Origin of the sequence: Mycobacterium europaeum (assembly GCF_002102155.1) — a bacterium.
GTDB classification, from domain to species: domain Bacteria; phylum Actinomycetota; class Actinomycetes; order Mycobacteriales; family Mycobacteriaceae; genus Mycobacterium; species Mycobacterium europaeum.
The window spans coordinates 35,004-56,939 of the sequence record NZ_LQOU01000028.1 but is presented as its reverse complement, the minus strand read 5'-3'; the positions used below and the strand labels follow the sequence as shown (position 1 = coordinate 56,939).

25 protein-coding genes, 1 tRNA gene and 1 other RNA gene are annotated in these 21,936 nt (G+C 69.5%); 15 read left to right on the top strand and 12 right to left on the bottom strand.

Annotated elements, in window-relative coordinates; translation table 11 throughout:
- Window positions 1-9: 9 nt before the first annotated feature.
- Window positions 10-1,002: a DEDDh family exonuclease gene (locus AWC03_RS14345; protein ID WP_085241291.1), complete on the bottom strand. Its 993-nt coding sequence runs from the start codon at window positions 1,000-1,002 to the stop codon at window positions 10-12.
- Window positions 1,003-1,073: 71 nt separating this feature from the next.
- On the opposite strand from AWC03_RS14345, the gene AWC03_RS14340 reads away from it, so the two are divergent.
- Genes AWC03_RS14340 through AWC03_RS14330 form a run of 3 tightly spaced genes read left to right on the top strand, consistent with a single transcriptional unit; the run spans window position 1,074 to window position 3,505 of the window.
- Window positions 1,074-2,366 carry a Mur ligase family protein gene (locus AWC03_RS14340; protein ID WP_085241289.1) on the top strand — a complete coding sequence of 431 codons (1,293 nt, stop codon included), beginning with the start codon at window positions 1,074-1,076 and terminating at the stop codon, window positions 2,364-2,366.
- Window positions 2,359-3,066: a type 1 glutamine amidotransferase gene (locus AWC03_RS14335; RefSeq protein WP_085241288.1), complete on the top strand. Its 708-nt coding sequence runs from the start codon at window positions 2,359-2,361 to the stop codon at window positions 3,064-3,066. Before AWC03_RS14340 ends, AWC03_RS14335 begins: the two co-directional genes overlap by 8 nt.
- A 1-nt stretch (window position 3,067) precedes the next feature.
- Window positions 3,068-3,505 carry a hypothetical protein gene (locus tag AWC03_RS14330; RefSeq protein WP_085241287.1) on the top strand — a complete coding sequence of 146 codons (438 nt, stop codon included), beginning with the start codon at window positions 3,068-3,070 and terminating at the stop codon, window positions 3,503-3,505.
- A gap of 6 nt (window positions 3,506-3,511) precedes the next feature.
- Here AWC03_RS14330 and recR read toward each other — a convergent pair whose 3' ends face one another.
- Together recR and AWC03_RS14320 are read right to left on the bottom strand one after the other, a co-directional pair.
- The gene (gene recR, locus AWC03_RS14325; protein WP_085241286.1) at window positions 3,512-4,123 is read right to left on the bottom strand and encodes a recombination mediator RecR; all 612 of its coding nucleotides are present in this window, start codon (window positions 4,121-4,123) and stop codon (window positions 3,512-3,514) included.
- A gap of 13 nt (window positions 4,124-4,136) precedes the next feature.
- Window positions 4,137-4,484: a YbaB/EbfC family nucleoid-associated protein gene (locus AWC03_RS14320; RefSeq protein ID WP_085241284.1), complete on the bottom strand. Its 348-nt coding sequence runs from the start codon at window positions 4,482-4,484 to the stop codon at window positions 4,137-4,139.
- 98 nt (window positions 4,485-4,582) lie between these two features.
- Here AWC03_RS14320 and AWC03_RS14315 point away from each other — a divergent pair, with 98 nt between their 5' ends.
- A complete protein-coding gene (locus tag AWC03_RS14315; RefSeq protein WP_085241282.1) occupies window positions 4,583-5,344 on the top strand; it encodes an Rv3717 family N-acetylmuramoyl-L-alanine amidase in 762 nt (253 codons plus the stop codon).
- On the opposite strand, the gene AWC03_RS14310 is transcribed toward AWC03_RS14315, so the two are convergent.
- Entirely contained in the window at window positions 5,345-5,788 is a 444-nt protein-coding gene (locus AWC03_RS14310; RefSeq protein ID WP_085241280.1) for an SRPBCC family protein, read from the bottom strand.
- A gap of 67 nt (window positions 5,789-5,855) precedes the next feature.
- Between AWC03_RS14310 and AWC03_RS14305 the strand changes: the two genes are divergently transcribed.
- A complete protein-coding gene (locus AWC03_RS14305; protein ID WP_085241279.1) occupies window positions 5,856-7,247 on the top strand; it encodes an FAD-binding oxidoreductase in 1,392 nt (463 codons plus the stop codon).
- Window positions 7,244-8,554: a class I SAM-dependent methyltransferase gene (locus AWC03_RS14300; protein ID WP_208859303.1), complete on the top strand. Its 1,311-nt coding sequence runs from the start codon at window positions 7,244-7,246 to the stop codon at window positions 8,552-8,554. The genes AWC03_RS14305 and AWC03_RS14300 overlap by 4 nt, the downstream gene beginning before the upstream one ends.
- A 23-nt stretch (window positions 8,555-8,577) precedes the next feature.
- On the opposite strand, the gene AWC03_RS14295 is transcribed toward AWC03_RS14300, so the two are convergent.
- From AWC03_RS14295 to ffs, 3 genes are all read right to left on the bottom strand, one after another.
- Window positions 8,578-10,404 (bottom strand): DNA polymerase III subunits gamma/tau, encoded by a 1,827-nt coding sequence (locus tag AWC03_RS14295; RefSeq protein WP_085241277.1) that lies wholly within the window; start codon window positions 10,402-10,404, stop codon window positions 8,578-8,580.
- 107 nt (window positions 10,405-10,511) lie between these two features.
- Window positions 10,512-11,804, bottom strand: a complete 1,293-nt coding sequence (locus tag AWC03_RS14290) for an aspartate aminotransferase type Ic (RefSeq protein WP_142278391.1) — start codon at window positions 11,802-11,804, stop codon at window positions 10,512-10,514.
- 75 nt (window positions 11,805-11,879) lie between these two features.
- Window positions 11,880-11,976, bottom strand: an RNA gene (ffs, locus tag AWC03_RS14285) — signal recognition particle sRNA small type.
- Window positions 11,977-12,051: 75 nt separating this feature from the next.
- On the opposite strand from ffs, the gene AWC03_RS14280 reads away from it, so the two are divergent.
- Both AWC03_RS14280 and lucA read left to right on the top strand, forming a co-directional pair.
- Window positions 12,052-12,137: transfer RNA gene (locus tag AWC03_RS14280), tRNA-Ser, on the top strand.
- A gap of 92 nt (window positions 12,138-12,229) precedes the next feature.
- Window positions 12,230-13,018, top strand: coding sequence for a lipid uptake coordinator LucA (lucA, locus tag AWC03_RS14275; RefSeq protein WP_085241275.1), 789 nt, complete (start codon window positions 12,230-12,232; stop codon window positions 13,016-13,018).
- On the opposite strand, the gene AWC03_RS14270 is transcribed toward lucA, so the two are convergent.
- Window positions 13,019-13,762: an enoyl-CoA hydratase/isomerase family protein gene (locus AWC03_RS14270; RefSeq protein ID WP_085241273.1), complete on the bottom strand. Its 744-nt coding sequence runs from the start codon at window positions 13,760-13,762 to the stop codon at window positions 13,019-13,021.
- A 15-nt stretch (window positions 13,763-13,777) separates the two neighbouring features.
- On the bottom strand, window positions 13,778-14,158 hold the full coding sequence (locus AWC03_RS14265) for a hypothetical protein (protein ID WP_085241272.1): 381 nt from the start codon (window positions 14,156-14,158) through the stop codon (window positions 13,778-13,780).
- A 333-nt stretch (window positions 14,159-14,491) separates the two neighbouring features.
- Here AWC03_RS14265 and AWC03_RS27480 point away from each other — a divergent pair, with 333 nt between their 5' ends.
- Together AWC03_RS27480 and AWC03_RS27475 are read left to right on the top strand one after the other, a co-directional pair.
- A complete protein-coding gene (locus AWC03_RS27480; RefSeq protein ID WP_167542638.1) occupies window positions 14,492-15,559 on the top strand; it encodes an NAD(P)H-dependent amine dehydrogenase family protein in 1,068 nt (355 codons plus the stop codon).
- Window positions 15,556-16,200, top strand: coding sequence for a cutinase family protein (locus AWC03_RS27475; protein WP_169716525.1), 645 nt, complete (start codon window positions 15,556-15,558; stop codon window positions 16,198-16,200). Before AWC03_RS27480 ends, AWC03_RS27475 begins: the two co-directional genes overlap by 4 nt.
- A gap of 13 nt (window positions 16,201-16,213) precedes the next feature.
- Here AWC03_RS27475 and AWC03_RS26955 read toward each other — a convergent pair whose 3' ends face one another.
- The gene (locus tag AWC03_RS26955) at window positions 16,214-16,366 is read right to left on the bottom strand and encodes a hypothetical protein (RefSeq protein ID WP_167542613.1); all 153 of its coding nucleotides are present in this window, start codon (window positions 16,364-16,366) and stop codon (window positions 16,214-16,216) included.
- 60 nt (window positions 16,367-16,426) lie between these two features.
- Between AWC03_RS26955 and AWC03_RS14255 the strand changes: the two genes are divergently transcribed.
- The 4 genes from AWC03_RS14255 (at window position 16,427) to AWC03_RS14240 (ending at window position 19,543) form a co-directional block, all read left to right on the top strand.
- Entirely contained in the window at window positions 16,427-16,600 is a 174-nt protein-coding gene (locus AWC03_RS14255; protein ID WP_055403166.1) for a CsbD family protein, read from the top strand.
- Between the two features lie 23 nt (window positions 16,601-16,623).
- Window positions 16,624-17,304 carry a cutinase family protein gene (locus tag AWC03_RS14250; RefSeq protein ID WP_085241444.1) on the top strand — a complete coding sequence of 227 codons (681 nt, stop codon included), beginning with the start codon at window positions 16,624-16,626 and terminating at the stop codon, window positions 17,302-17,304.
- Window positions 17,305-17,331: 27 nt separating this feature from the next.
- A complete protein-coding gene (locus AWC03_RS14245; RefSeq protein WP_085241270.1) occupies window positions 17,332-18,315 on the top strand; it encodes an SDR family NAD(P)-dependent oxidoreductase in 984 nt (327 codons plus the stop codon).
- A 64-nt stretch (window positions 18,316-18,379) separates the two neighbouring features.
- Window positions 18,380-19,543, top strand: coding sequence for a zinc-binding dehydrogenase (locus tag AWC03_RS14240; protein ID WP_085241269.1), 1,164 nt, complete (start codon window positions 18,380-18,382; stop codon window positions 19,541-19,543).
- Here the strand turns inward: AWC03_RS14240 and AWC03_RS14235 are convergent.
- Window positions 19,527-19,913: a PPOX class F420-dependent oxidoreductase gene (locus tag AWC03_RS14235; RefSeq protein WP_085241267.1), complete on the bottom strand. Its 387-nt coding sequence runs from the start codon at window positions 19,911-19,913 to the stop codon at window positions 19,527-19,529. The genes AWC03_RS14240 and AWC03_RS14235 overlap by 17 nt on opposite strands.
- 106 nt (window positions 19,914-20,019) lie before the next feature.
- Between AWC03_RS14235 and AWC03_RS14230 the strand changes: the two genes are divergently transcribed.
- Window positions 20,020-20,583: a TetR/AcrR family transcriptional regulator gene (locus tag AWC03_RS14230; RefSeq protein ID WP_085241266.1), complete on the top strand. Its 564-nt coding sequence runs from the start codon at window positions 20,020-20,022 to the stop codon at window positions 20,581-20,583.
- 1 nt (window position 20,584) lies between these two features.
- Here AWC03_RS14230 and AWC03_RS14225 read toward each other — a convergent pair whose 3' ends face one another.
- The gene (locus AWC03_RS14225) at window positions 20,585-21,787 is read right to left on the bottom strand and encodes a cytochrome P450 (protein WP_085241264.1); all 1,203 of its coding nucleotides are present in this window, start codon (window positions 21,785-21,787) and stop codon (window positions 20,585-20,587) included.
- Window positions 21,788-21,936 lie beyond the last annotated feature (149 nt).

Below are 21,936 nucleotides of genomic sequence, written 5' to 3'. Positions count from 1 at the left end.
CCTGGGCGGTCAGAACAGCGCGAGCTGCTGATCCACCGCGGTGGTGTCGGTGAATTCCTCCATGCTGGTACCGCCGACGACGGCACGGATGCAGTCCAGGAACTCGGCGTCGGAGAGCACCGGGATGCCCAACTGCCGAGCCAGATAGCCCTTGCCCTGGTCCGGGGCGGGGTGGTTGCAGACCACCAGCGAGGTCTCCCCGTCGACCGCGTCGCTGTAGGCCAACCCGGCATGCAGGATCCGCTCCACGAGCTCCTCGTGGGTGCGCCCCACCTCGGCCGCCAGCGCCACCCGCATGCCCTGCACCAGCGGCCTGCCGCACACGTAATGGCCGGGGTTGAGATACGGGCAGGGCATCCGGGATGCCAGCACCTTCAACGGGCGCAGCTCGTCGTGGGTGACGCGGCCGTTCGGCCACCGGCGCCGGGTCACCGGACGCACGGGCAGCCAGATGTCGCGTTCACGCGCCCGCTCGAGCGCCGAGGCCAGCACACCGGTCAGCACCAGCGCGTCGTCGAAGGCGTCGTGCGGCCGTTCCTGGGTCACGCCCCAGTGCGCCGCCAGCGTCTCCAACCGCAGGTTGTCGATGCCGAGGTCCAACCGCCGCGCGAGCTCGACCGTGCACATCACCGAGTCGATGGGCAATTCGGCCTCGGCGAGCTCGGCTTCGGCGGCCAGGAACGCGTAGTCGAACGCGACGTTGTGGGCCACCAGCGTGCGGCCGTCCAGCACCTTGATGACGTCGTCGACGACGTCGGCGAACTGCGGCTGGTCTTCCAGCATGGCGGCGGTCAGGCCGTGCACGTGGGTGGGACCCGGGTCCACGCCGGGGTTGAGCAGGCTGACGACGGACTGCTCGACGCGACCGTCGGAGTCGAGGCCGAGCACCGCCAGGCTGATGACCCGCGCCTGCCCCGGCCGGAAGCCCGACGTCTCGACGTCGATGACGGCCCAGCCCCCGACCGGCTCGCTGGCCGGCCGACCCCAGGACATGCCGTTCATGAGTTGAGGATGGCACGTCCGACCGACATCGCCTGGTCGCTGCACATCGTGTCGGCCGGTAATCTGCCCGGGTGATCACCACCCGCGCACGTCTCGCCCTCGCCGCGGGAGCGAGCGCGCGCTGGGCGTCGCGGGTGACCGGACGCGGGGCCGGGGCGATGATCGGCGGGCTGATCGCCATGACCCTGGACCGATCGGTGCTGCGCCAGCTCGCGGCCGGACGGCGCACCGTCGTCGTCACCGGCACCAACGGCAAGTCGACGACCACCCGGATGACCGCGGCGGCGCTGGGCACGCTGGGGCCGGTGGCCACCAACGCCGAGGGCGCCAACATGGACGCCGGCCTGGTCGCGGCGCTGGCCGCCAACCGCGAGGCACCGCTGGCGGCCCTGGAAGTCGACGAGATGCACGTGCCGCACGTGTCGGATGCCGTCGAGCCCGCGGTCGTCGTGCTGCTCAACCTGTCGCGCGACCAGTTGGACCGCGTCGGCGAGATCAATGTCATCGAGCGCACGCTGCGGGCCGGGTTGGCGCGGCACCCGACGGCGGTCGTCGTCGCCAACTGCGACGACGTGCTCATGACGTCGGCGGCCTACGACAGCCCGAACGTGGTGTGGGTGGCCGCGGGCGGCTCGTGGGCGAACGATTCAGTCAGCTGCCCGCGCAGCGGCGAGGTCATCGTCCGCGACCCCTCAATAAAGGGAGGCCACTGGTTTTCCACCGGAGCGGACTTCAAGCGGCCCAGCCCCCAGTGGTGGTTCGACGACGAGAAGCTGTACGGGCCCGACGGGCGGGCCCTGCCGATGCGGCTGGCGCTGCCGGGCGCGGTCAACCGCGGCAACGCCGCGCAGGCCGTCGCCGCGGCCGTGGCGCTGGGCGCGGACCCCGCCAAGGCCGTCGCGGCCGTCAGCCGGGTCGACGAGGTCGCCGGGCGCTACCGGACCGTCCGCATCGGTGACCACGAGGTGCGCATCCTGCTGGCCAAGAACCCCGCCGGCTGGCAGGAGGCGCTGTCGATGGTCGACAAGCAGGCGGCCGGCGTGGTCATCGCGGTGAACGGCCAGGTCCCCGACGGCGAGGACCTGTCCTGGCTGTGGGACGTGCGCTTCGAGCATCTCGCTGGTGGGCCTCGTGCGTCACGAGGCGAATCCGGCGAGGAACGGCAGCGCGAGAAGACCCGGGTGGTCGCCGCCGGCGAGCGGGGCACCGACCTCGCGGTGCGCCTGGGATACGCCGGCGTGGACCACACCCTGGTGCACGACACCCTGGCGGCCGTCGCGTCCTGCCCGCCGGGGCGGGTCGAGGTCGTCGCCAACTACACCGCGTTCCTCCAGCTGCAACGGGCATTGGCGCGCCATGGCTGACTCGACCGTGCGCATCGGGCTGGTGCTGCCCGACGTGATGGGCACCTACGGCGACGGCGGCAACGCGCTGGTGCTGCGCCAGCGGCTGCGGCTGCGGGGCATCGCCGCCGACATCGTCGAGATCACGCTGGCCGACCCGGTGCCGGAGTCGCTGGACCTCTACACCCTGGGCGGGGCGGAGGACTACGCGCAGCGGCTGGCCACCAAGCACCTGATCAAGCATCCGGGGCTGCAGCGCGCCGCGGAGCGGGGGGCGCCCGTGCTGGCGATCTGCGCCGCCGTGCAGGTGCTGGGGCAGTGGTACGAGACGTCGGCGGGTGAACGGGTCGACGGCGTCGGCCTGCTCGACGCCGTCACGTCGCCGCAGCAGGCCCGCACCATCGGCGAGCTGGTCAGCAAGCCGCTGCTGCCCGGGCTGACCCAGCGGCTCACCGGTTTCGAGAACCACCGGGGCGGCACCGTGCTCGGCCCCGCCGCGTCGCCGCTGGGGGCAGTGACCAAGGGCGCGGGCAACCGGGCGGGCGACGGCTACGACGGCGCGGTGCAGGGCAGCGTGGTCGCCACCTACATGCACGGGCCGTGCCTGGCCCGCAATCCCGAGCTGGCCGACCTGCTGCTGAGCAAGGTGGTGGGTGAGCTGGCGCCGTTGAACCTGCCAGAGGTGGAGTTGTTGCGCCGGGAGCGATTGGCGGTGCGCTGACGTGGGGAAAGACATCGCGAGAAGCAGCCGGCCGGGGTGGGCGGGCGGCGGCGCCCTGCTCGTCGCAGCCGCATTGATTACGCCGGTGCCCGCGCACGCCGCCCCGGAGGTGCCGAGCGGTCGGTACACCGTGCTCTATACCGACAGCGACAAGTCGACCAATTGGCTGTTCGCCCCGTGCGGGTCGGACTGCACCCTGGCGACCTCGCAGGACGGCGGGACGTTCGTCATCAGCTGGGAGTTCGACCTCGCGAACGGACGCTGGACCCACAGCGGCGCGACGCAGGCGCCGTGCGCGAACGGAGCCTCGGTCCCGGCAACCGTCGACTACAGCTTCGACGCCGTGTCACTTGCCGGTGAGGGCCGGACGACCACGTCGGACGGGTGTGGAGGTCCAGGCTCGACCGTCACTCGGCCGTTCCGACTGATCAAGTACTGAGCGGCCTCAGACCATCGCCCGGCGCCCGGCGAGGGCGCGGCCCAGCGTCAGCTCGTCGGCGAACTCCAGGTCGCCGCCCATCGGTAGCCCGGAGGCGATCCGTGTCACGGTCAAGCCGGGGATATCGCGCAGCATCCGCACCAGGTAGGTGGCGGTCGCCTCGCCCTCGGTGTTGGGATCGGTGGCAATGATCACCTCGGCGATGTCCACATCGTCCACCCGCTCCCCGATCCGGCTCAGCAGCTCGCGGATCCGCAGCTGGTCAGGCCCGACCCCGGAGAGCGGATCCAGCGCACCGCCCAGCACGTGGTAGCGGCCGCGGAACTCGCGGGTGCGCTCGACGGCCTGGACGTCCTTGGGCTCCTCGACGACGCACACCAGCGAGCCGTCGCGGCGGGGGTCCGAGCAGATCCGACAACGCTCGTTGTCGGAGACGTTGCCGCACACCGCGCAGAACCGCACACCGTCGCGGACCTTCCCCAGCGCCGCGGTCAGCCGGTCGATGTCCGGCGGTTCGACGGACAGCAGGTGGAAGGCGATGCGTTGCGCGCTCTTGGGCCCGATGCCCGGCAGCTTGCCGAGCTCGTCGATCAAATCCTGGACGGGTCCTTCAAACATGTCGGCGGAGGATCTAGAGCTCCGGCGCCGGGGCCGGAGGCTGGCCGGGGGGCGGCCCGCCCAAACCGCCGGCCAGCGCGCCCAGCCGTTCCTGCGCCATGCGGGTGACCTGCTTGGAGGCGTCGGCCATGGCGCCGACGATCAGGTCCTGCAGCGTCTCGACGTCGGCGGGGTCGACGACCTGGGGATCGATCCGCACCGCGACCACCTCGCCGCTGCCCTTCACCGTCACGTTGACCAACCCGCCGCCGGCCTGCCCGTGGATCTCGGCGTTGGCGAGCTGTTGTTGGGCTTCCATCAACTTCTGCTGCATCTGCTGCGCCTGGGCCAGCAGCGCCGACATGTCGCCTCCGGGTTGCATGACAGTCCCCTCGCATCTTGGTCTCGACTTGGTTTCGCCTGCGGGTGTCCGGCGATTCGAAACACCCAGCGTAGACCGCGCGAGGCTACCTTTGCGCCGTGGACCTACGAGTGAGCAGGCGTGTCGGCGTCAGGTTGATCATCGGTGTGCTGGTCGCCGCTTCGACGGCGATCACCCCGGCCGCGTGGGGTGCCCCCTCCAACATCGCCGGGATGGTGGTCTTCATCGATCCCGGCCACAACGGCTCCAACGACGCATCGATCAGCCGTCAGGTGCCCACCGGCCGCGGCGGCACCAAGGACTGCCAGGCGAGCGGGACCTCGACCAACAGCGGCTACCAGGAACACACCTTCACCTGGGACACCGCGCTGCGGGTCCGCCAGGAGTTGAACGCCCTGGGCGTCCGGACCGCCCTGGCGCGCGGGAACGACACCGGGCTGGGCCCGTGCGTCGACGAGCGCGCCAACATGGCCAACGCGCTGCACCCGAACGCGGTCCTGAGCATCCACGCCGACGGCGGGCCGGCGTCGGGCCGGGGCTTCCACGTCAACTACTCGGCCCCGCCCCTCAACCAGGTGCAGGCCGGGCCGTCGGTGCAGTACGCGCGGATCATGCGCGACCAGATGCAGGCCTCCGGGATCCCGCCGGCCAACTACATCGGCCAGAACGGTCTCTACGGGCGCTCGGACCTGGCCGGCCTGAACCTGGCGCAGTACCCGTCCATCCTGGTCGAGTGCGGCAACATGAAGAACCCCGCGGATTCGGCGCTGATGGAGTCGGCGGAGGGCCGGCAGAAGTACGCCGACGCGATGGTCCGCGGCGTGGCGGGCTTCCTGGCCTCCCAGGGCCAGGCGCGCTAGCTAGGCCGAGCCCTCCAATTCGTTCTTCAGGTTGGCCAGCACCTCGCCCTGAATCCTCTTCAGCCCCAACGGCGCAAACGTCTTCTCGAAGAACCCCTTGACGCCGCCCGCGCCGGTCCAGGTGGTCTTCACGGTGACGCTGGACCCGGGCCCGGCGGGGGCCACCGTCCAGTTGATGATCATCGACGAGTTCGCGTCCTTCTCGATGACGGAGTGGCCGGCGACGTCGACGTCGACCTGCACGTCGCGGACGCGGGATTTGGTCGCCTGCAGCTTCCATTTCGCCACCGTGCCCGCGCCCTGGCCGCCCTGCAGCACCTGGTAGTCGCTGTACTGAGGGGACAGAATCTTCGGGCGCATCTTTTGATAGTCCGCGACGGCCGCCAGGGTGGCGGCCGGCTCCGCGTTGACCAGAATTGTGCTGGCAGCACTCACCTGTCCCAAGACAAACTCCTGAAGTTATGCCGCCCGCGCGCGGGTGCACGGGCTGTGGTCGAAGACTAGGGTATATGTGGTGCCTGTCCCTGGATCTGCACTCTCGGCGCACAAGTCGGGCGTTGACCGGTTGATGGCGAGTTATCGATCCATCCCCGCGACGTCCGCCGTCCGGCTCGCCAAACCGACGTCAAACCTGTTCCGCGCCCGCACTAAACGCGACGCCCCGGGCCTGGACACGTCCGGGCTGACCGGCGTGCTGAGCGTCGATCCCGAATCTCGCACCGCGGACGTGGCCGGCATGTGCACCTACGAGGATCTGGTCGACGCGACGTTGCCTTACGGCCTTTCGCCGCTCGTCGTCCCGCAACTGAAGACCATTACCCTCGGCGGCGCCGTCAGCGGCCTGGGTATCGAGTCGGCGTCGTTTCGCAACGGCCTGCCCCACGAATCGGTGCTGGAGATGGACATCCTCACCGGCGCCGGCGATTTGCTCACCGCGTCGCGCACCCAGCACCCCGACCTCTTCCGCGCCTTCCCGAATTCCTATGGGACGCTTGGCTATTCAACCCGGCTGCGGATCGAGCTGGAGCCCGTCGCGCCGTTCGTGGCGTTGCGGCACGTCCGGTTCCGCTCGCTGCCGGCGCTGGTCGCGGCGATGGAACGCATCATCGACACCGGCGGGCAGGGCGGCACCCCGGTGGACTATCTCGACGGGGTGGTGTTCAGCGCCGACGAAAGTTACCTCTGCGTGGGCCGGCGAACCACCACCCCCGGCCCGGTCAGCGACTACACCGGCAAGGACATCTACTACCAGTCGATCCGGCACGACTCCGCGGGGGTGGAAGCCACCAAGGACGACCGGCTGACCATCCACGACTACCTCTGGCGCTGGGACACGGACTGGTTCTGGTGCTCGCGCGCCTTCGGCGTGCAGAACCCCCGGCTACGGCGGTGGTGGCCGCGGCGCTACCGGCGCAGCAGCGTCTACTCCAAGCTCGTCGCCATGGACCAGCGCTTCGGTATCGCGGACCGGATCGAGAAGCGCAACGGCCGGCCCCCGCGTGAGCGGGTGGTCCAGGATGTCGAGGTGCCGGTCGAGCGGACCTGCGACTTCCTGGAGTGGTTCCTGGGCAACGTGCCCATCACCCCGATCTGGCTGTGTCCGCTGCGCCTGCGCGACGACGAAGGCTGGCCGCTGTATCCGATGCGGCCCGACCACACGTATGTCAATGTCGGGTTTTGGTCCTCGGTGCCGGCGGGCACCACCGAAGGGGGAACCAACCGCGCGATCGAAGCGAAGGTGAGCGAACTCGACGGTCACAAGTCGCTGTATTCCGACTCCTACTACACCCGCGAGGAATTCGACGAGTTGTACGGCGGCGAGGCCTACAACACCGTCAAGAAAACCTATGATCCCGATTCCCGTCTCCTCGACCTCTACGCAAAGGCGGTACAGCGGCGATGACGACCACCAAAGAACCCCACCGCGCCCCGGCCCGAAAAATGAGCATGGCGGAGATCCTGGAGGTCTTCGCCGCGACCGGGCGGCATCCGTTGAAGTTCACCGCCTACGACGGCAGCACCGCGGGCAGCAAGGACGCCGAACTGGGCCTGGACCTTCGGACCCCGCGCGGCGCCACCTACCTGGCCACCGCTCCCGGGGAGCTCGGCCTCGCCCGCGCATACGTGGCGGGCGACCTGGACCTGTACGGCGTCCACCCCGGTGACCCCTACGAACTCCTCAAGACGCTGACCGACCGCGTCCAGTTCAAGCGGCCGCCCGCGCGGGTGCTCGCCCACGTGGTGCGTTCGATGGGCCTGGAGCGGCTGGTGCCGATCGCCCCGCCGCCGCAGGAGACCCCGCCGCGGTGGCGGCGGATCGCCGACGGGCTCATGCACACCAAGACGCGCGACGCCGAGGCCATCCACCACCACTACGACGTGTCCAACACGTTCTACGAATGGGTGCTCGGCCCGTCGATGACCTACACGTGCGCCGCCTATCCCCACGCCGACGCGACGCTGGAAGAGGCCCAGCAGAACAAGTACCGGCTGGTCTTCGAGAAGCTGAGGCTGCAGCCGGGCGACCGGCTGCTCGACGTCGGCTGTGGCTGGGGTGGCATGGTGCGCTTCGCCGCGCGCCGCGGGGTCCGGGTGATCGGCGCCACCCTGTCGAGCGAGCAGGCGAAGTGGGCGCAGCGCGCGATCGAGGACGAAGGGCTGACGGACCTTGCCGAGGTCCGGCATTCGGACTACCGCGACATCGGCGAGCGCGGGTTCGACGCCGTGTCCTCCATCGGGCTGACCGAGCACATCGGCGTCAAGAACTACCCGGCCTACTTCGGTTTCCTGAAGTCGAGGCTGCGCACCGGCGGCCTCCTGCTGAACCACTGCATCACCCGCCACGACAACAAGTCGACCTCGTTCGCGGGTGGCTTCACTGATCGGTACGTCTTCCCCGACGGGGAGCTCACCGGCTCGGGCCGCATCATCACCGACGTCCAGGACGTCGGCTTCGAGGTGCTGCACGAGGAGAACTTCCGGCAGCACTACGCGATGACGCTGCGGGACTGGTGCCGCAACCTGGTCGAGCACTGGGACGACGCGGTCGGCGAGGTCGGGCTGGCCACCGCCAAGGTGTGGGGCCTGTACATGGCGGCCTCTCGGGTGGCGTTCGAGCAGAACAACCTGCAGCTGCACCACGTGCTGGCGGCCAACGTCGACGCCCGGGGCGTCGACCGGCTGCCGCTGCGGCCGTGGTGGACGCCCTAGCCCTCTGGCGCCGAGGCCCGGGCTCAGGCGTTGTCGATCCGGCGCGCACCCAGCTCGTTCTGTAGCAGCTCGAGCGCGACCTCCTCGGGGTCGCGCCGCGGCCCCGACGACTCCGCGCGGCCGGCCTCGGCGAGCATGTGTTCCTCTTCGTCGTCGCGTCGGGCCACCTCGGGCGCCGGCTCTTCGACCCTCGTGGGCGGCGGGGCTGATTCGACCGGCACGGCCGCGCCCACCTCGCACCGCACCCGCCAGTTGACGCCCAGCGCGTCCTTGAGCGCCTCGGCGATGACGTCGGCGTTGCGCTGTTCGCACAGCCGCTTGGCCAGCGGCGCCGACGAATGCGTCAACACCAGCGTGTTCTCCTCGAGCGCGCGGACGGTGGCACCCGCCAGCATGACCTCGGTGGTGCGGCTGCGCTGGCGCACCTTGTCGCGCACCGTGGGCCACATGGATCGCACGGCGGCGGCGTTGAGTTCGCCGGGCGCGGCGGCCGGCTCGGCGATAGGCGCGGGGGCCGGCTCGGGGGCCGGCGGCACCGGGACCGGTTCCGGGACAGACTCCGGCTTGGGAACGGGCGGAGCGGACCGGGGCGGGACGTGTTCCTTGGGCGGGGCCGGCTCCCTGCGGGGCCGCGCGGGTGCGGCCACCGCCGGGTGCGGCGGGTGCGCGGCGGCCGCCTCCGAGGCGGGAATGGACATGTCGAGCCGGGTCTCGATCCGCTCGACGCGCTGCAACAGGGCCGACTCGGTCTCGCTGGCCGAGGGCAGTAGCAGCCGCGCGCAGACGACTTCGAGCAGCAGGCGGGGGGCCGTCGCGCCGCGCATCTCGCCGAGCCCCGCCTGCACGACCTCGGCGTAGCGGGTCAGGGTGGCCGGCCCGAGGCGGCTCGCCTGGTCCCGCATCCGGTCCAGCACGTCCTCCGGCGCGTCCACCACGCCGCGGCTGACCGCGTCCGGCACCGCTTGCAGCACGAGCAGATCGCGGAACCGCTCCAGCAGGTCGGTGGCGAAGCGCCGCGGGTCATGGCCGGCATCGATCACCGACTCCACCGCACCGAACAGTGCTGCGGCATCCCCTGCGGCGAGGGCGTCCACGGCGTCGTCGATCAGCGCGACGTCGGTGGCACCGAGCAGGCCGAGCGCCCGCGGGTATGTCACGTGCGCGCCCTCGGCGCCCGCCAGCAGCTGATCGAGCACCGACAGGGTGTCGCGCGGGGAGCCGCCACCGGCCCGGATCACCAGGGGGAACACCGCGTCGTCGACCGCGACGCCCTCCTGCTCGCAGATCCGCCCGATCAACGCCCGCATGGTCTTCGGCGGCAGCAGCCGGAACGGGTAGTGGTGGGTGCGCGAACGGATCGTCGGCAGCACCTTCTCCGGCTCGGTGGTGGCGAAGATGAAGATGAGGTGCTCGGGTGGCTCCTCCACGATCTTGAGCAGCGCGTTGAACCCCGCGGTGGTCACCATGTGCGCCTCGTCGATGATGAACACCCGGTAGCGCGACTGCGCCGGCGCGTAGAACGCGCGGTCCCGCAGCTCCCGCGTGTCGTCCACGCCGCCGTGGCTGGCCGCGTCCAGCTCCACCACGTCGATGCTGCCGGGGGCGTTCGGCGCCAGCGCCGTGCAGGATTCACAGACCCCGCACGGGGTGGCCGTCGGCCCCTGGGCGCAGTTCAGCGACCGGGCCAGGATGCGCGCCGACGACGTCTTCCCGCAGCCGCGGGGACCGGAGAACAGGTAGGCGTGGTTGATGCGGCCGGCTTCCAGGGCGATCGACAGCGGTTCGGTGACGTGCTCCTGGCCCACCACCTCGGCGAAGGTTGCCGGTCGGTACTTGCGGTAGAGGGCCACGCTCAGCAGGCTACCGGCGTAGTCCGACTAGAGCTCGGCTGGCATCGAGTGTGCATCAGTGACTTTCAGTGTGAATCCGGCGCGGGCTCGCCCGCGCGTCGTCGCCCTCAGCTCACACTGGGTGCGGCGGAGACCAGCAACGACTCCGACGCCGCCAGCAGCGCGCAGGTGGCCAGCCCGTCGACCGCGTCGCGCAGGTCGGGCAGCGACGGGAAGGTGGGCGCGATCCGGATGTTCTTGTCCTCCGGATCTTTTCGGTAGGGGAACGACGCTCCCGCCTCGGTCACGGCGATGCCCGCGTCCTTGGCCAGCGCCACGGTCCGGCGCGCCGTCCCCGGCAACACGTCGAGGCTGATGAAGTAACCGCCCTGCGGTTCGGTCCACGACGCGATCTTGGAGTCGCTCAGCCGCTTGTCCAGGATGTCCAGCGCCAGCTCGAATTTGGGCGCCAGGATCTGCTGGTGGCGCAGCATGTGCAGGCGCACCCCGTCGGCGTCGCGGAAGAAGCGCAGGTGTCGCAGCTGGTTGACCTTGTCCGGGCCGATCGACTTCTTCCCCGCGTACTGCAGGTACCACGCGATGTTGCCCAGGGAGCCGCCCAGGAAGCTCACGCCCGCGCCGGCGAAGGTGATCTTGGAGGTGGACGCGAACACATAGGGCCGGTTGGGGTTGCCGGCCTTGGCCGCCAGCCCCAGCACGTCGACCTGGTGGGTGAACTCGTGCGTCAGGGTGTGCACCGCATACGCGTTGTCCCAGAACAGCCGGAAGTCGGGCGCCGCCGTCCGCATCTGCACCAGCCGACGCACCGTTTCCCACGAGTAGGTGATCCCGGTGGGGTTGCCGAACACCGGCACCGACCACATGCCCTTGATGGCGGGATCGACGGCCACCAACTCCTCGATCAGGTCGACGTCGGGGCCGTCGGGCAGCATCGGGACGGGGATCATCTCGATGCCCATCGTCTCGGTGATGGCGAAGTGCCGGTCATAGCCGGGAACCGGGCACAGGAACTTGACGGCCGGTTCGTCCTTCCAGGGCCGCTGCGAGTCGACGCCGCCGTACAGCATCGAGAAGGCGACGAGGTCGTGCATCAGCTCCAGGCTGGAGTTGTTGCCGGCGATCAGGTTGGGCACTCCGATGCCGAGCAGCTCGCCGAAGATGGCCCGCAGCTCGGGCAGGCCGTGCAGGCCGCCGTAGTTACGCGTGTCGGTGCCCTCGCTGTCGCGATAGTCGTCACCGGGCAGGCTCAGCAACTGGTTGGACAAGTCGAGCTGCTCGGGCGCGGGTTTGCCGCGGGTCAGGTCGAGGGCCAGCTTCTTGGCCTGCAGGTTCGCGTAGTCCTGCTGGTTGTGCGCGTGCAGGGCCGCCAACTCTTCGGGGCTGAGGGAATCGAAAGACACCACGGGCCCTTTCGCTGCTCATAGTGGCGATCGCAAGCGCGGCGAAGCCGGGCGCAGCGGGTCGCCACTCATCAAACATAGGGGACCCCGCGCACCCGACAGAGCCCATTGACCCTTGCTGCCTTCCGGCCCTGGGGGAGTTCACAGGATAGACGCCGCGCGGGGTCCACCGCGAGTGTAATACCCGGACCGAGGGAGCCGCCGAGCGCGTGGCGGCGGCGACGGCGGCCTCGGTTACCATGGCCACGGAGGATTCGCCTAGTGGCCTATGGCGCTCGCCTGGAACGCGGGTTGGGTTAACAGCCCTCGCGGGTTCAAATCCCGCATCCTCCGCAACTGGTCCGCCATGCGGACGTGCACGAATTGGTATGTATTCGGGTTGGCCGCCTTTAGGCTGGCGTGAACTGACCAGCATGAGGAGGGGTATGGGGCGCAAGATCGCCGTGCCGTGGCACCTGCTGTTCTCCCTCGCCGGCGGCGCCCTCTACTTCTTCTTCGTGTTACCCCGCTGGCCGGAGCTGATGGGTGACACCACCCATACGTTGGGGACGGCGCTGCGGATCACGACGGGTGCGCTGATCGCGCTGGCCGCGTTGCCGGTGGTGTTCAACCTGTTGCGGGTGCGCAAGCCGGAGCTGGGGACGCCGCAGCTGGCCCTGAACCTGCGGGTCGCCTCGATCGTGTGCCACGTGCTGGCGGGCGTGCTCATCATCGGCACGGCGATCAGCGAGATCTGGCTGAGCCTGGACGCGGCCGGCCAATATCTGTTCGCGATCTACGGCGCGGCCGCCGCGATCGCGCTGCTCGGGTTCTTCGCGTTCTACCTGTCGTTCGTCGCCGAGTTGCCCCCGCCGCCGCCGAAACCGATCAAGGCGAAGAAGCCCAAGGAGCGTCGGCGCCGCAAAGAGGCCGACGCCGAGGAAGACAGCGACGCCGAGGCCGCCGAGGAACCGGAGACCGAAGAGGCCGAAGAGGCTGAAGAGACCGAAGAGGCCGAAGAGGCCGGCGCGCCGGAGGAGGCCGAGACCGTCAAGGCCGGGGGCGCGGACGCTACGGAGCAAGAGCCCGCCGAGTCCACCGGGGAGACCGAGGACGCGGAAGCGGACCAGGCCAGGTTGCGCAACCGCCGCCCGACGGGCAAGGGCTCGCATCGGATGCGGCGGCGGCGCACCCGGGGCGGCGTGGCCGTCGAAGAAGCCGTCGACGAGGACTGATCAGCCGCGTCGCCGCAGCCGCTCCACGTAGGCGGCGATGCGCCGCAGCGTCTCGTCGGCGCCCCACATCTGGCGCACCTCGTCGTCGATGCCCCGGCCCTCGCGGATCCGCGCCATCGTCGGCGCCCGCAGCTGGGTTTTGGTCTGGCGGTATGCGCCGGCCGGGATGCCGCCGAGATCCGACGCCTCCGCCACGGCCTCCCCGAGGAGATCGTCGGCGACCACCCGATGCGCGAGCCCGCGGGCCACGGCCTCGGCCGCCCGATAGGTGCGGCCGCCCAGCAGCACTTCCTCGGCCTGATCGCCGCAGGCGTAGCGCATGACCTCCAGCGCGGCGACCGGGAAGGGCACCCCGACCCGCACCTCGGCCGCCCCGATCTGCGCCTCCGGGAGGATCAGGCGGCGGTCGCAGGCGCACGCCAGCACGCATCCGCCCGCGATGGCGGCGCCGTTGATCGCCGCGACGGTCGGGCCCGGGTAGGCGAACATCGCCTCGAACGCCGCGGACAGCGCCGGGACGAGCCGATCGGTGTAGCCGGAGCCACCCTCGACCACGCGGTTGAGGTCGACGCCCGCGCTGAACGCCCGGCCGGCTCCGGTGACGACCAGCGCGCCGGCGTCCGAACGCTCCAGGTCACGCACCGCCAAGGTCAGCTCGTCGAGCAGCTCCACGTCCTGGGCGTTGACGGGACCCGATGACAGGGTCAGCACCTGAACGCTTCCCACGGTTTTGATGTCGATCATGGTCGCCTCCCCGGGTCAGCGGCTCACGGCCGCGATGACGACCGGAATGTCGGTGTTCTCGTCGGTGTGATAGCTCGCGCACACGCGGTGGTAGCCGTCGGCGATCTGTAGCGGGACACCGGTCGCGAAGTCCCCGCGCACCAGCAGGATGGGCGAGAGCGGTTGGCCCTTCTCGATTTTGGTCAGGTCGGCTGCGACGTGGGGATTGTCGGGGGGCAGCAGTGCCAGCTGCGCCGCGCGCAGGATGTCTTTGGCCTTTCGATGTGTGACCGTTCCGGCCTTCAGCTTCTTGAGCACCTTCTTGACGGTGTTCGCGTCCGCGAGCATGGTGAGGTAGTCGGTCGCCGCCGGAAAGTCATGCGCCTCAGGCCTTTCCAGCCACTTCACGCTCAGCATCGCGGTCTCCCTTCCTCGGCGCCGACCCCGACGCAGCCTACCGGCTCGGCGCCGCGGAATTTGGGATCGGCAGCGTTCGAGGTCCTCGAACACCAGGCCGCAGGCAGCGCATCCGCAGCGGAAACGCCGAGGAACCCCGGAAACCACGATTGGCCGGCGATGTCGGTGCCCGTCGGGGCCGAGACGACGGAATCGGCCGAAGCCCCCCGAACGCGTGCGGCGCCGGGCGCGGGCGCGGCCGGACCGGCCGGCCGGCCGGCGACGCCTACCTCGCCGAAATTCTGGCGCCGAATCCGCCTACTAACGACCGCCACGATTCCCTATGCTGAGCGAGTGCCAAACACCTATCGAGTGGTTCAGTGGAACACCGGCAACGTCGGCAAGAGCTCGCTGAAGTCGATCGTCGCCAACCCCACCCTGGAACTGGTGGGCTGCTTCGCGTGGTCGGCGGAGAAGGTCGGCCGCGACGCCGGCGAACTCGTCGGGATCGCGCCGCTGGGCGTGGCGGCCACCAATGACGTCGACGCGCTGCTCGCGTTGAAACCCGACTGCGTGGTCTACAACCCGATGTGGATCGACGTCGACGAGCTGGTCCGCATCCTGTCCGCGGGCGTGAACGTGGTGACGACCGCGTCGTTCATCACCGGGGGGAATCTCGGCGCCGGGCGCGAAAAGCTCGCCCAGGCCTGCGAGCAGGGCGGCGCCACCATCTTCGGCTCGGGGGTGAGCCCGGGTTTCGCCGAGTTGCTGGCCATCGTGTCGGCGATGGTGTGCAACCGCATCGACAAGGTCACGGTCAACGAGGCCGCCGACACCACGTTCTACGACTCGCCGGAGACCGAGAGGCCGGTGGGCTTCGGACAGCCGATCGACCACCCGGAGCTGCAGGCGATGGCGGCGAAGGGGACGGCCATCTTCGGCGAGGCCGTCCGCCTGGTGGGCGACGCGCTGGGCGTCGAGCTCGACGAGGTCAGGTGCGTGGCCGAGTTCGCCCAGACCACGGCCGATCTGGAGATGGCGTCGTGGACCATCCCCGCGGGATGCGTGGCCGGGGTGTACATCAGCTGGCAGGGCATCGTCGGCGACACCACGCTGATCGACCTGAATGTCCGGTGGCGCAAGGGCCAGACGCTCGAACCCGACTGGAAGATCGAACAGGACGGCTGGGTCATCCAGATCGACGGACAGCCGACGGTCACCACCAAGGTCGGCTTCCTGCCACCGCCCTACTTCGAGGCCACGACGATCGAGGAGTTCATGGACCTCGGGCACATCATGACGGCGATGCCGGCGATCAACGCGATTCCGGCCGTGGTCGCCGCGGCGCCGGGCATCGTCACCTACGCCGATCTTCCGTTGACACTGCCGCGTGGGAACGCCTATGTCAGCATGAAGCGGTGAGTGCACACCACATCTTTCGCGTGCTTGGCGCCGCGCTCGCGCTGACGTCGGCCGGGTTGGGCGGGCCGCTCGACATCCCCGCCGCTCATGCCGATCCGTGCCCCGCCGTCGAGGTGGCGTTCGCCCGGGGCACCGGCCAGCCCCCGGGTGTCGGCAATGTGGGCCAGGCGTTCATCGACGCCCTCGGCTCCCAGCTCTCCGGGCGGTCGATGGGTGTCTACCCGGTCGACTACCCCGCGACCGAGGCCTTCGCCGCGAGCGCCCAGAGCGGTGCCGACAACCTGGTTGCCCACGTGCAGGACATGATCGGTCGCTGCCCCCACACCCGAATGGTGCTCGGCGGGTTTTCGCAGGGCGCCGGAGTGATCGATTTGGCCACACCGGCCATGCCAGCCCAGGCGGCCGACCACGTCGCGGCGATCGCCGTCTTCGGCAATCCGACGAGCGCACTCGCGAATCGCTTGTCGGGCGCCGTGTTCCCGCCGATCGGCCCGCCATACGCCGCGAAGACCGTCGACATGTGCGCCGCCGGCGACCCGGCGTGCTCCGATGGCTCCAACATCAACATCTTCGCTCACGCCTCGTATGTGCAGTCCGGGATGACGACGCAAGCCGCCGACTTCGTTGCCGCCCGGTTGTAGGGGTGGCCGGCCCCTAGCGGGGCGGGTCCGGGGACTCGGGCGGGGGCGGTGGCCCCGGCGGCGACTCCTTCAGATACCGGCGCAGCCGGAGCAGCTGGTTGACCACCATGCCGATGCCGAGCAGCATCAGCCCCACCACCACTGCCACCACGATCGCGGCGCTCACAAGCTCCATCATGACAGGGCCGGGTTTCAACAGCTCCCGTTGCTGGGTAGCCACACCGGCATGAGTAACGAGGACAAGCTGAAAAACAAGATCGAGGACCTGGGCGGGCGGGCCAAGGAGGCCATCGGCAAGGCCACCGGGGACCACGAAACCCGCGACGAGGGCAGGGCGGACCAGGCGAAGTCCAGCCTGAAGGACGCCGGCGAAAAGGTGAAAGACGCCTTCAAGAAGTGAGCAGAATCGCCACGCTGCGCCGGCTGCCGGCGCTCGTCGGACTGGCGGCGTTGGTGGCCGGCGGGCTGGTCTCCAGCGCGCCGAGCCCGTCGGCATCCGCGGACCCGTGTCCCGATGTGGAGGTCGTGTTCGCCCGCGGGTCGGGCGAGCCGCCCGGCATCGGCGGCATCGGCGGGTCGTTCGTGGAAGCGCTGCGCCCGCAGATCGGCTCGCGATCGCTGGGCGTGTACCCGGTCAACTACCCCGCCAGCACCGACTTTTCGAACCCCAATTTCCCGCAAACGGTCATCGACGGCATCCGTGACGCCAGTGCGCACGTCGAGGCCACCGCCAAGAACTGCCCCAACACCCGCGAGGTGCTCGGCGGGTATTCGCAGGGCGCGGCCCTGGCCGGGTACGTCACCTCGGCGGCCGTACCGCCGGGGGTGCCGGCGTCGGCCGTGCCGCCTCCGATGCCGCCCGACGTCGCGAATCACGTCGCCGCGGTGACCCTGTTCGGGACACCGTCGGGTGACTTCCTGCAGAAGTACCACGCACCGCCGCTCGCCATCGGCCCGCTGTATCAGCCCAAGACCCTGGAGCTGTGCGCCCAGGGCGATCCGGTCTGCAGCACCGGCAGTGGCAACGACTTTGCCGCCCACGTGTCCTACGGCGTCAACGGCATGACCGGACAGGCCGCCAACTTCGCCTCCAGTCATCTGTAGGCCCGACGGTCCTGCAAAGATCGCAGCATGCGCGTTCTGATCACAGGCGGTACGGGATTCGTCGGCGGATGGACGGCCAAGGCCATCGCCGACGCGGGACACTCCATCCGGTTTCTGGTGCGCAACCCCGACAAGCTGGAGAGGTCGGTGGCCAAGCTGGGCGTGGACGTGTCCGAATTCGCCGTCGCCGACATCACCGACCGGATGGCGGTGCGCAAGGCGTTGGAGGGATGCGAGGCCGTCGTGCACAGCGCCGCCCTGGTTGCCACCGATCCGCGCCAGACGACGGAGATGCTCACCACCAACATGCAGGGCGCGCAGAACGTCCTCGGTCAGTCGGTCGAGCTGGGCCTGGATCCCATCATTCACGTCTCCAGCTTCACCGCGCTGTTCCACCCGAGCCTCGAGACGCTGAGCGCGGACCTGCCGGTGGTCGGCGGGGCCGACGGGTACGGCACGTCCAAGGCGCAGGTCGAGATCTATGCCCGCGGACTGCAGGACGCGGGTGCGCCGGTGAACATCACCTATCCCGGCATGGTGCTCGGCCCGCCGGCCGGCGACCAGTTCGGCGAGGCCGGTGAGGGCGTGCGGGCCGCCGTGCAGATGCACGCGATCCCGGGCCGCAGTGCGGCGTGGCTGATCGTCGACGTCCGCGATCTGGCCGCGCTGCACGCGGCGCTCCTGGAGCCCAGGCGCGGCCCGCGCCGCTACACCGCCGGTGGCCACCGGGTGCCGGCGGCCGAGCTGGCGGCCATGCTCGGCGAGGTTGCCGGGACGCCCATGGTGTCCGTCCCGATCCCCGACACCGCGCTGCGCGTGGCGGGGGCGGTGCTGGACGCGGCCGGCCGCTTCCTCCCGTTCGAGACGCCGTTCACCTGGGCGGGCATGCAGTACTACACGCAGATGCCGGCGTCCGACGACTCACCCAGTGAACGCGAACTCGGCATCACCTACCGGGATCCCCGGGAAACCGTGGCGGACACGCTGGCCGCCTACCGCGCGGCCACCTGAGGCTTCCCGCCTGCAGGGACTGGTACGCCACACTCGCGGACACAAGCCGAACGGGGATAGCGCAATGAAAAGCGTGACGTGCACCAACGGGAAGCTGGATGTCGTTGACCTGCCGACACCCACGCCGGCCAAGGGCCAGCTGCTGATCGAGGTCCTCAGGTGTGGCATCTGCGGATCCGACCTGCACGCCCGCCACCATTGCGACGAGCTCGCCGACGTGATGGCCGAATCCGGCTACGACGCGTTCATGCGATCAGACCAGCACGTCGTCTTCGGCCACGAATTCTGCGGCGAGGTACTCGATTACGGGCCGGGCACGCGCAAAGCCCCGCGACCCGGCACCCCGGTCGTGGCCCTGCCGCTGCTGCGGCGCGGCAAGGAGGTGCACGGGATCGGGCTGTCGACCATGGCACCCGGGGCCTACGCCGAGCAACTCCTCGTCGAGCGGTCGCTGACGTTCGCCGTGCCGAACGGGTTGTCCCCGCAGATCGCCGCGTTGACCGAGCCGATGGCCGTCGGGTGGCACGCCGTCCGGCGCGGCGAGGTGAAGAAGGGTGACGTGGCGATCGTGATCGGCTGCGGGCCAATCGGTCTCGCCGTGATCTGCATGCTCAAGGCGCACGGCGTGCGCACGGTGATCGCCAGCGACTTCTCTGCGGGCCGGCGCGCGCTGGCGACGGCCTGCGGCGCCGATATCGTCGTCGACCCCGCGCAGGACTCGCCCTACGCGACCGAGGCCGGCGGCAAGCATCTGCAGGGCATTCTGGAGGCGTTCGACCTCGCGGTCGGCACGATCGAGAAACTGCAACGACTGCGGCTGCCGTGGTGGCACGTGTGGCGCGCCGCCGAGGCCGCCGGCGCGGCAACCCCCAAGCACCCGGTCATCTTCGAATGCGTGGGTGTCCCAGGAATCATCGACGGCATCATCGCCGGCGCACCGCTGTTCTCGCGTGTCGTCGTCGTGGGGGTCTGCATGGGATCCGACCACATTCGGCCGGCGATGGCGATCAACAAAGAGATCGACCTGCGCTTCGTGCTCGGCTACACGCCTCTCGAGTTCCGCGACACCCTGCACATGCTCGCCGACGGCAAGGTCGACGTCGCGCCGCTGATCACCGGGACGGTCGGGTTGTCCGGCGTCGAAGCCGCGTTTGATGCACTCGGTGATCCCGAGGCGCACGCGAAGATCTTGATCGATCCCCGCAGCGACGCTAGCCGGCCGGCTTGATCTCGAGCCCCACGTGCACCTTGTCGATGCCGCCCCGGACGATCGAGTGCGCGTAGAACCACCAGGCGTGGTACCAGTACCGCTTGAGCACGGCGTTGTAGACGCGGCGCGTCTCGGACTTCGGCAGCACCCGGGCCACGCCCTCGACCTCTTCGCTCTTGGGCTTGCCCAACGCGGCGCTCTTGGCGATCGTCACCCGGGGCGTGTTGTTGATCCGCTTGGTCTTCCACGACCCGTCGTCGGTGATCACCAGCAGCTTGTCGCCCTCCGGCACACCCCAGATCGGGGTCGGCTTGGGGCGGCCGTCCTTGGTGAACGTCGTCAGCAGCAGGTACTTGGATTGGATGACGTCGGAGAAACTGGGAGCCATTGTTCCTTCACTTTCTGAACGGTTGCCGTGAACCATTCCCCGGTCCTCGATCTTCTAATCAAGAGCCTTGTTGATTCTTGGCGACCGCCCAAATTAGGGTCCGGTGATGGCCAGGGACTCGACGACTCGGGACCTGCTGATCGACGCGACGGTTCAGGTCATGGTCGAGGAGGGGTACGCCGCGGCGACCTCGCGCCGGGTGGCCGCCCAAGCCGGGGTCAAAGCGGCGCTGGTGCACTACTACTTCCCCACGATGGACGAGCTCTACCTCGACGTATTCAGGCGCGGGGCGGCCGCTTACCTCGATCGCCAGCAGGAGGCGCTGGCGTCCGATCGCCCCCTGCATGCCCTGTGGGACACCCTCGTCGCGCCCAAGGATGCCCGGTTGCTGCAGGAATTCATGGGACTTGCCAACCACCGCAAGGAGATCCGGGCCGAGATCGCGGCTTGGTTCCAGCGGTGGCGCGACATGCAGATCGCCGCGCTGGACGAGATCGTTCGCGAGAATGGCCTCGACGCAGTCGAATTCCCGCCGGCGGGTCTCGCGGTGGTCATCGCCGCGATCGGCCGCGCCGTCATCCTGGAGGATTCCCTCGGTGCCACGCGCGGCCACGCCGACGCCATCGCGCTGGTCAACCGACTCATCGACCGATACGAGGCGCCCACCTGACTCAGGGCAGGACCACCTGTAGCCGCTCCCAGCCCCGCACCGTCGACGTCGGCGCCAATCTCGCGGTGTCGTAGTCGATTTCCCACTCGGGCCATCTGTTGAGGATCTCGTCCAGCGCGACGCGGCCCTCGAGGCGGGCCAGGTTGGCGCCGAGGCAGTAGTGCACGCCCTTTCCGAACGTGATGTGCGAGATGTTGTCACGGCGGATGTCGTAGATGTCGGGATCGGTGTACCGGCGGTGGTCACGGTTGGCGGCGCCGAACAGCAGCAGCATGGCGCTGCCGGCTGGAACCGTGGTGCCGTAGCACTCGAAATCCCTCGCCATCCAGCGGGCGACGTGCGGTCCCGTCGGTTCGAATCGCAGCGTCTCGTCGACGGTGCGGGTCAGCAGCGACCGATCCTGGTAGACCGCGCGCCGCTGGTCGGGATGCTCGGCGAGCACCTTGGCCAGCCAGCCGATCAGCCGGCCCGTCGTCTCGTTGCCCGCCCCGGCGACCACCTGCGTGTAGTGCAGCACCTCCTTGCGCGTCAGTTTCCGGTGCACACCGTGCTCGTCGTCGAACTCGACGTTGAGCAGCGTCGTCATCAGGTCGTCGGAGGGGTTCTTGGACCGCCATTCCACGTAGTCGGCGTAGATCCGGCCGTCGGCGATCGCGTCGGCGTCCGCGACCTTCAGCGGTGCGCCCGGCTTGGTGCGAAGGTTGGCGTCGTTGGCGTCGCGCACCGAAACCTGTTCGGACTCCGGGATTCCCAACAGCATCCCGATCACCCGCATCGGCATCATCGAGGCCAGCTCGGCGATGATGTCGAAGCCCCCGGAACCGACCAGCGGGTCCAGACACCGCACGCAGTATCGGCGGATCTGGTCCTCGAGTGCCGCCATCCGGCGCGGGGTGAACACGCGCGACATCAGGCCGCGCAGCCTGGTGTGCTCCGGCGGATCCTGGAACATCATCACCCCGCCTGGCATGTCGAACTTGGACTGGATGAGCTCGAGGATGTCACTGCGCTTGTTGGAGAACGTCTCCCAGTTGGCCAGCGCCCGCTCGACGTCGGAATGCCTTGACAACGCCCAGAAGTCGTAGCGCTCGTTGTAGTAGATCGGCGCCTCTTCGCGCAGCCGCGCGTAGGTCGGGTACGGGTCGGCGATGATGCCGGTGTCATAGGGGTCGTAGTAGACGTCCGTGCCGCTGGTGACCGTCATCGCTGCTTTTCACCTCCACTTTGGGCGATCGCCCAAATTCCTGGCGAACCCATGTCTAGCAGCGGGGACCGGGGCAGTCAAGACGCCCACGCGGTGATCGCCCCGTTCGCGCCCGGTGTTCCGGATCTGTGAAGATCTACCGCCCGGGT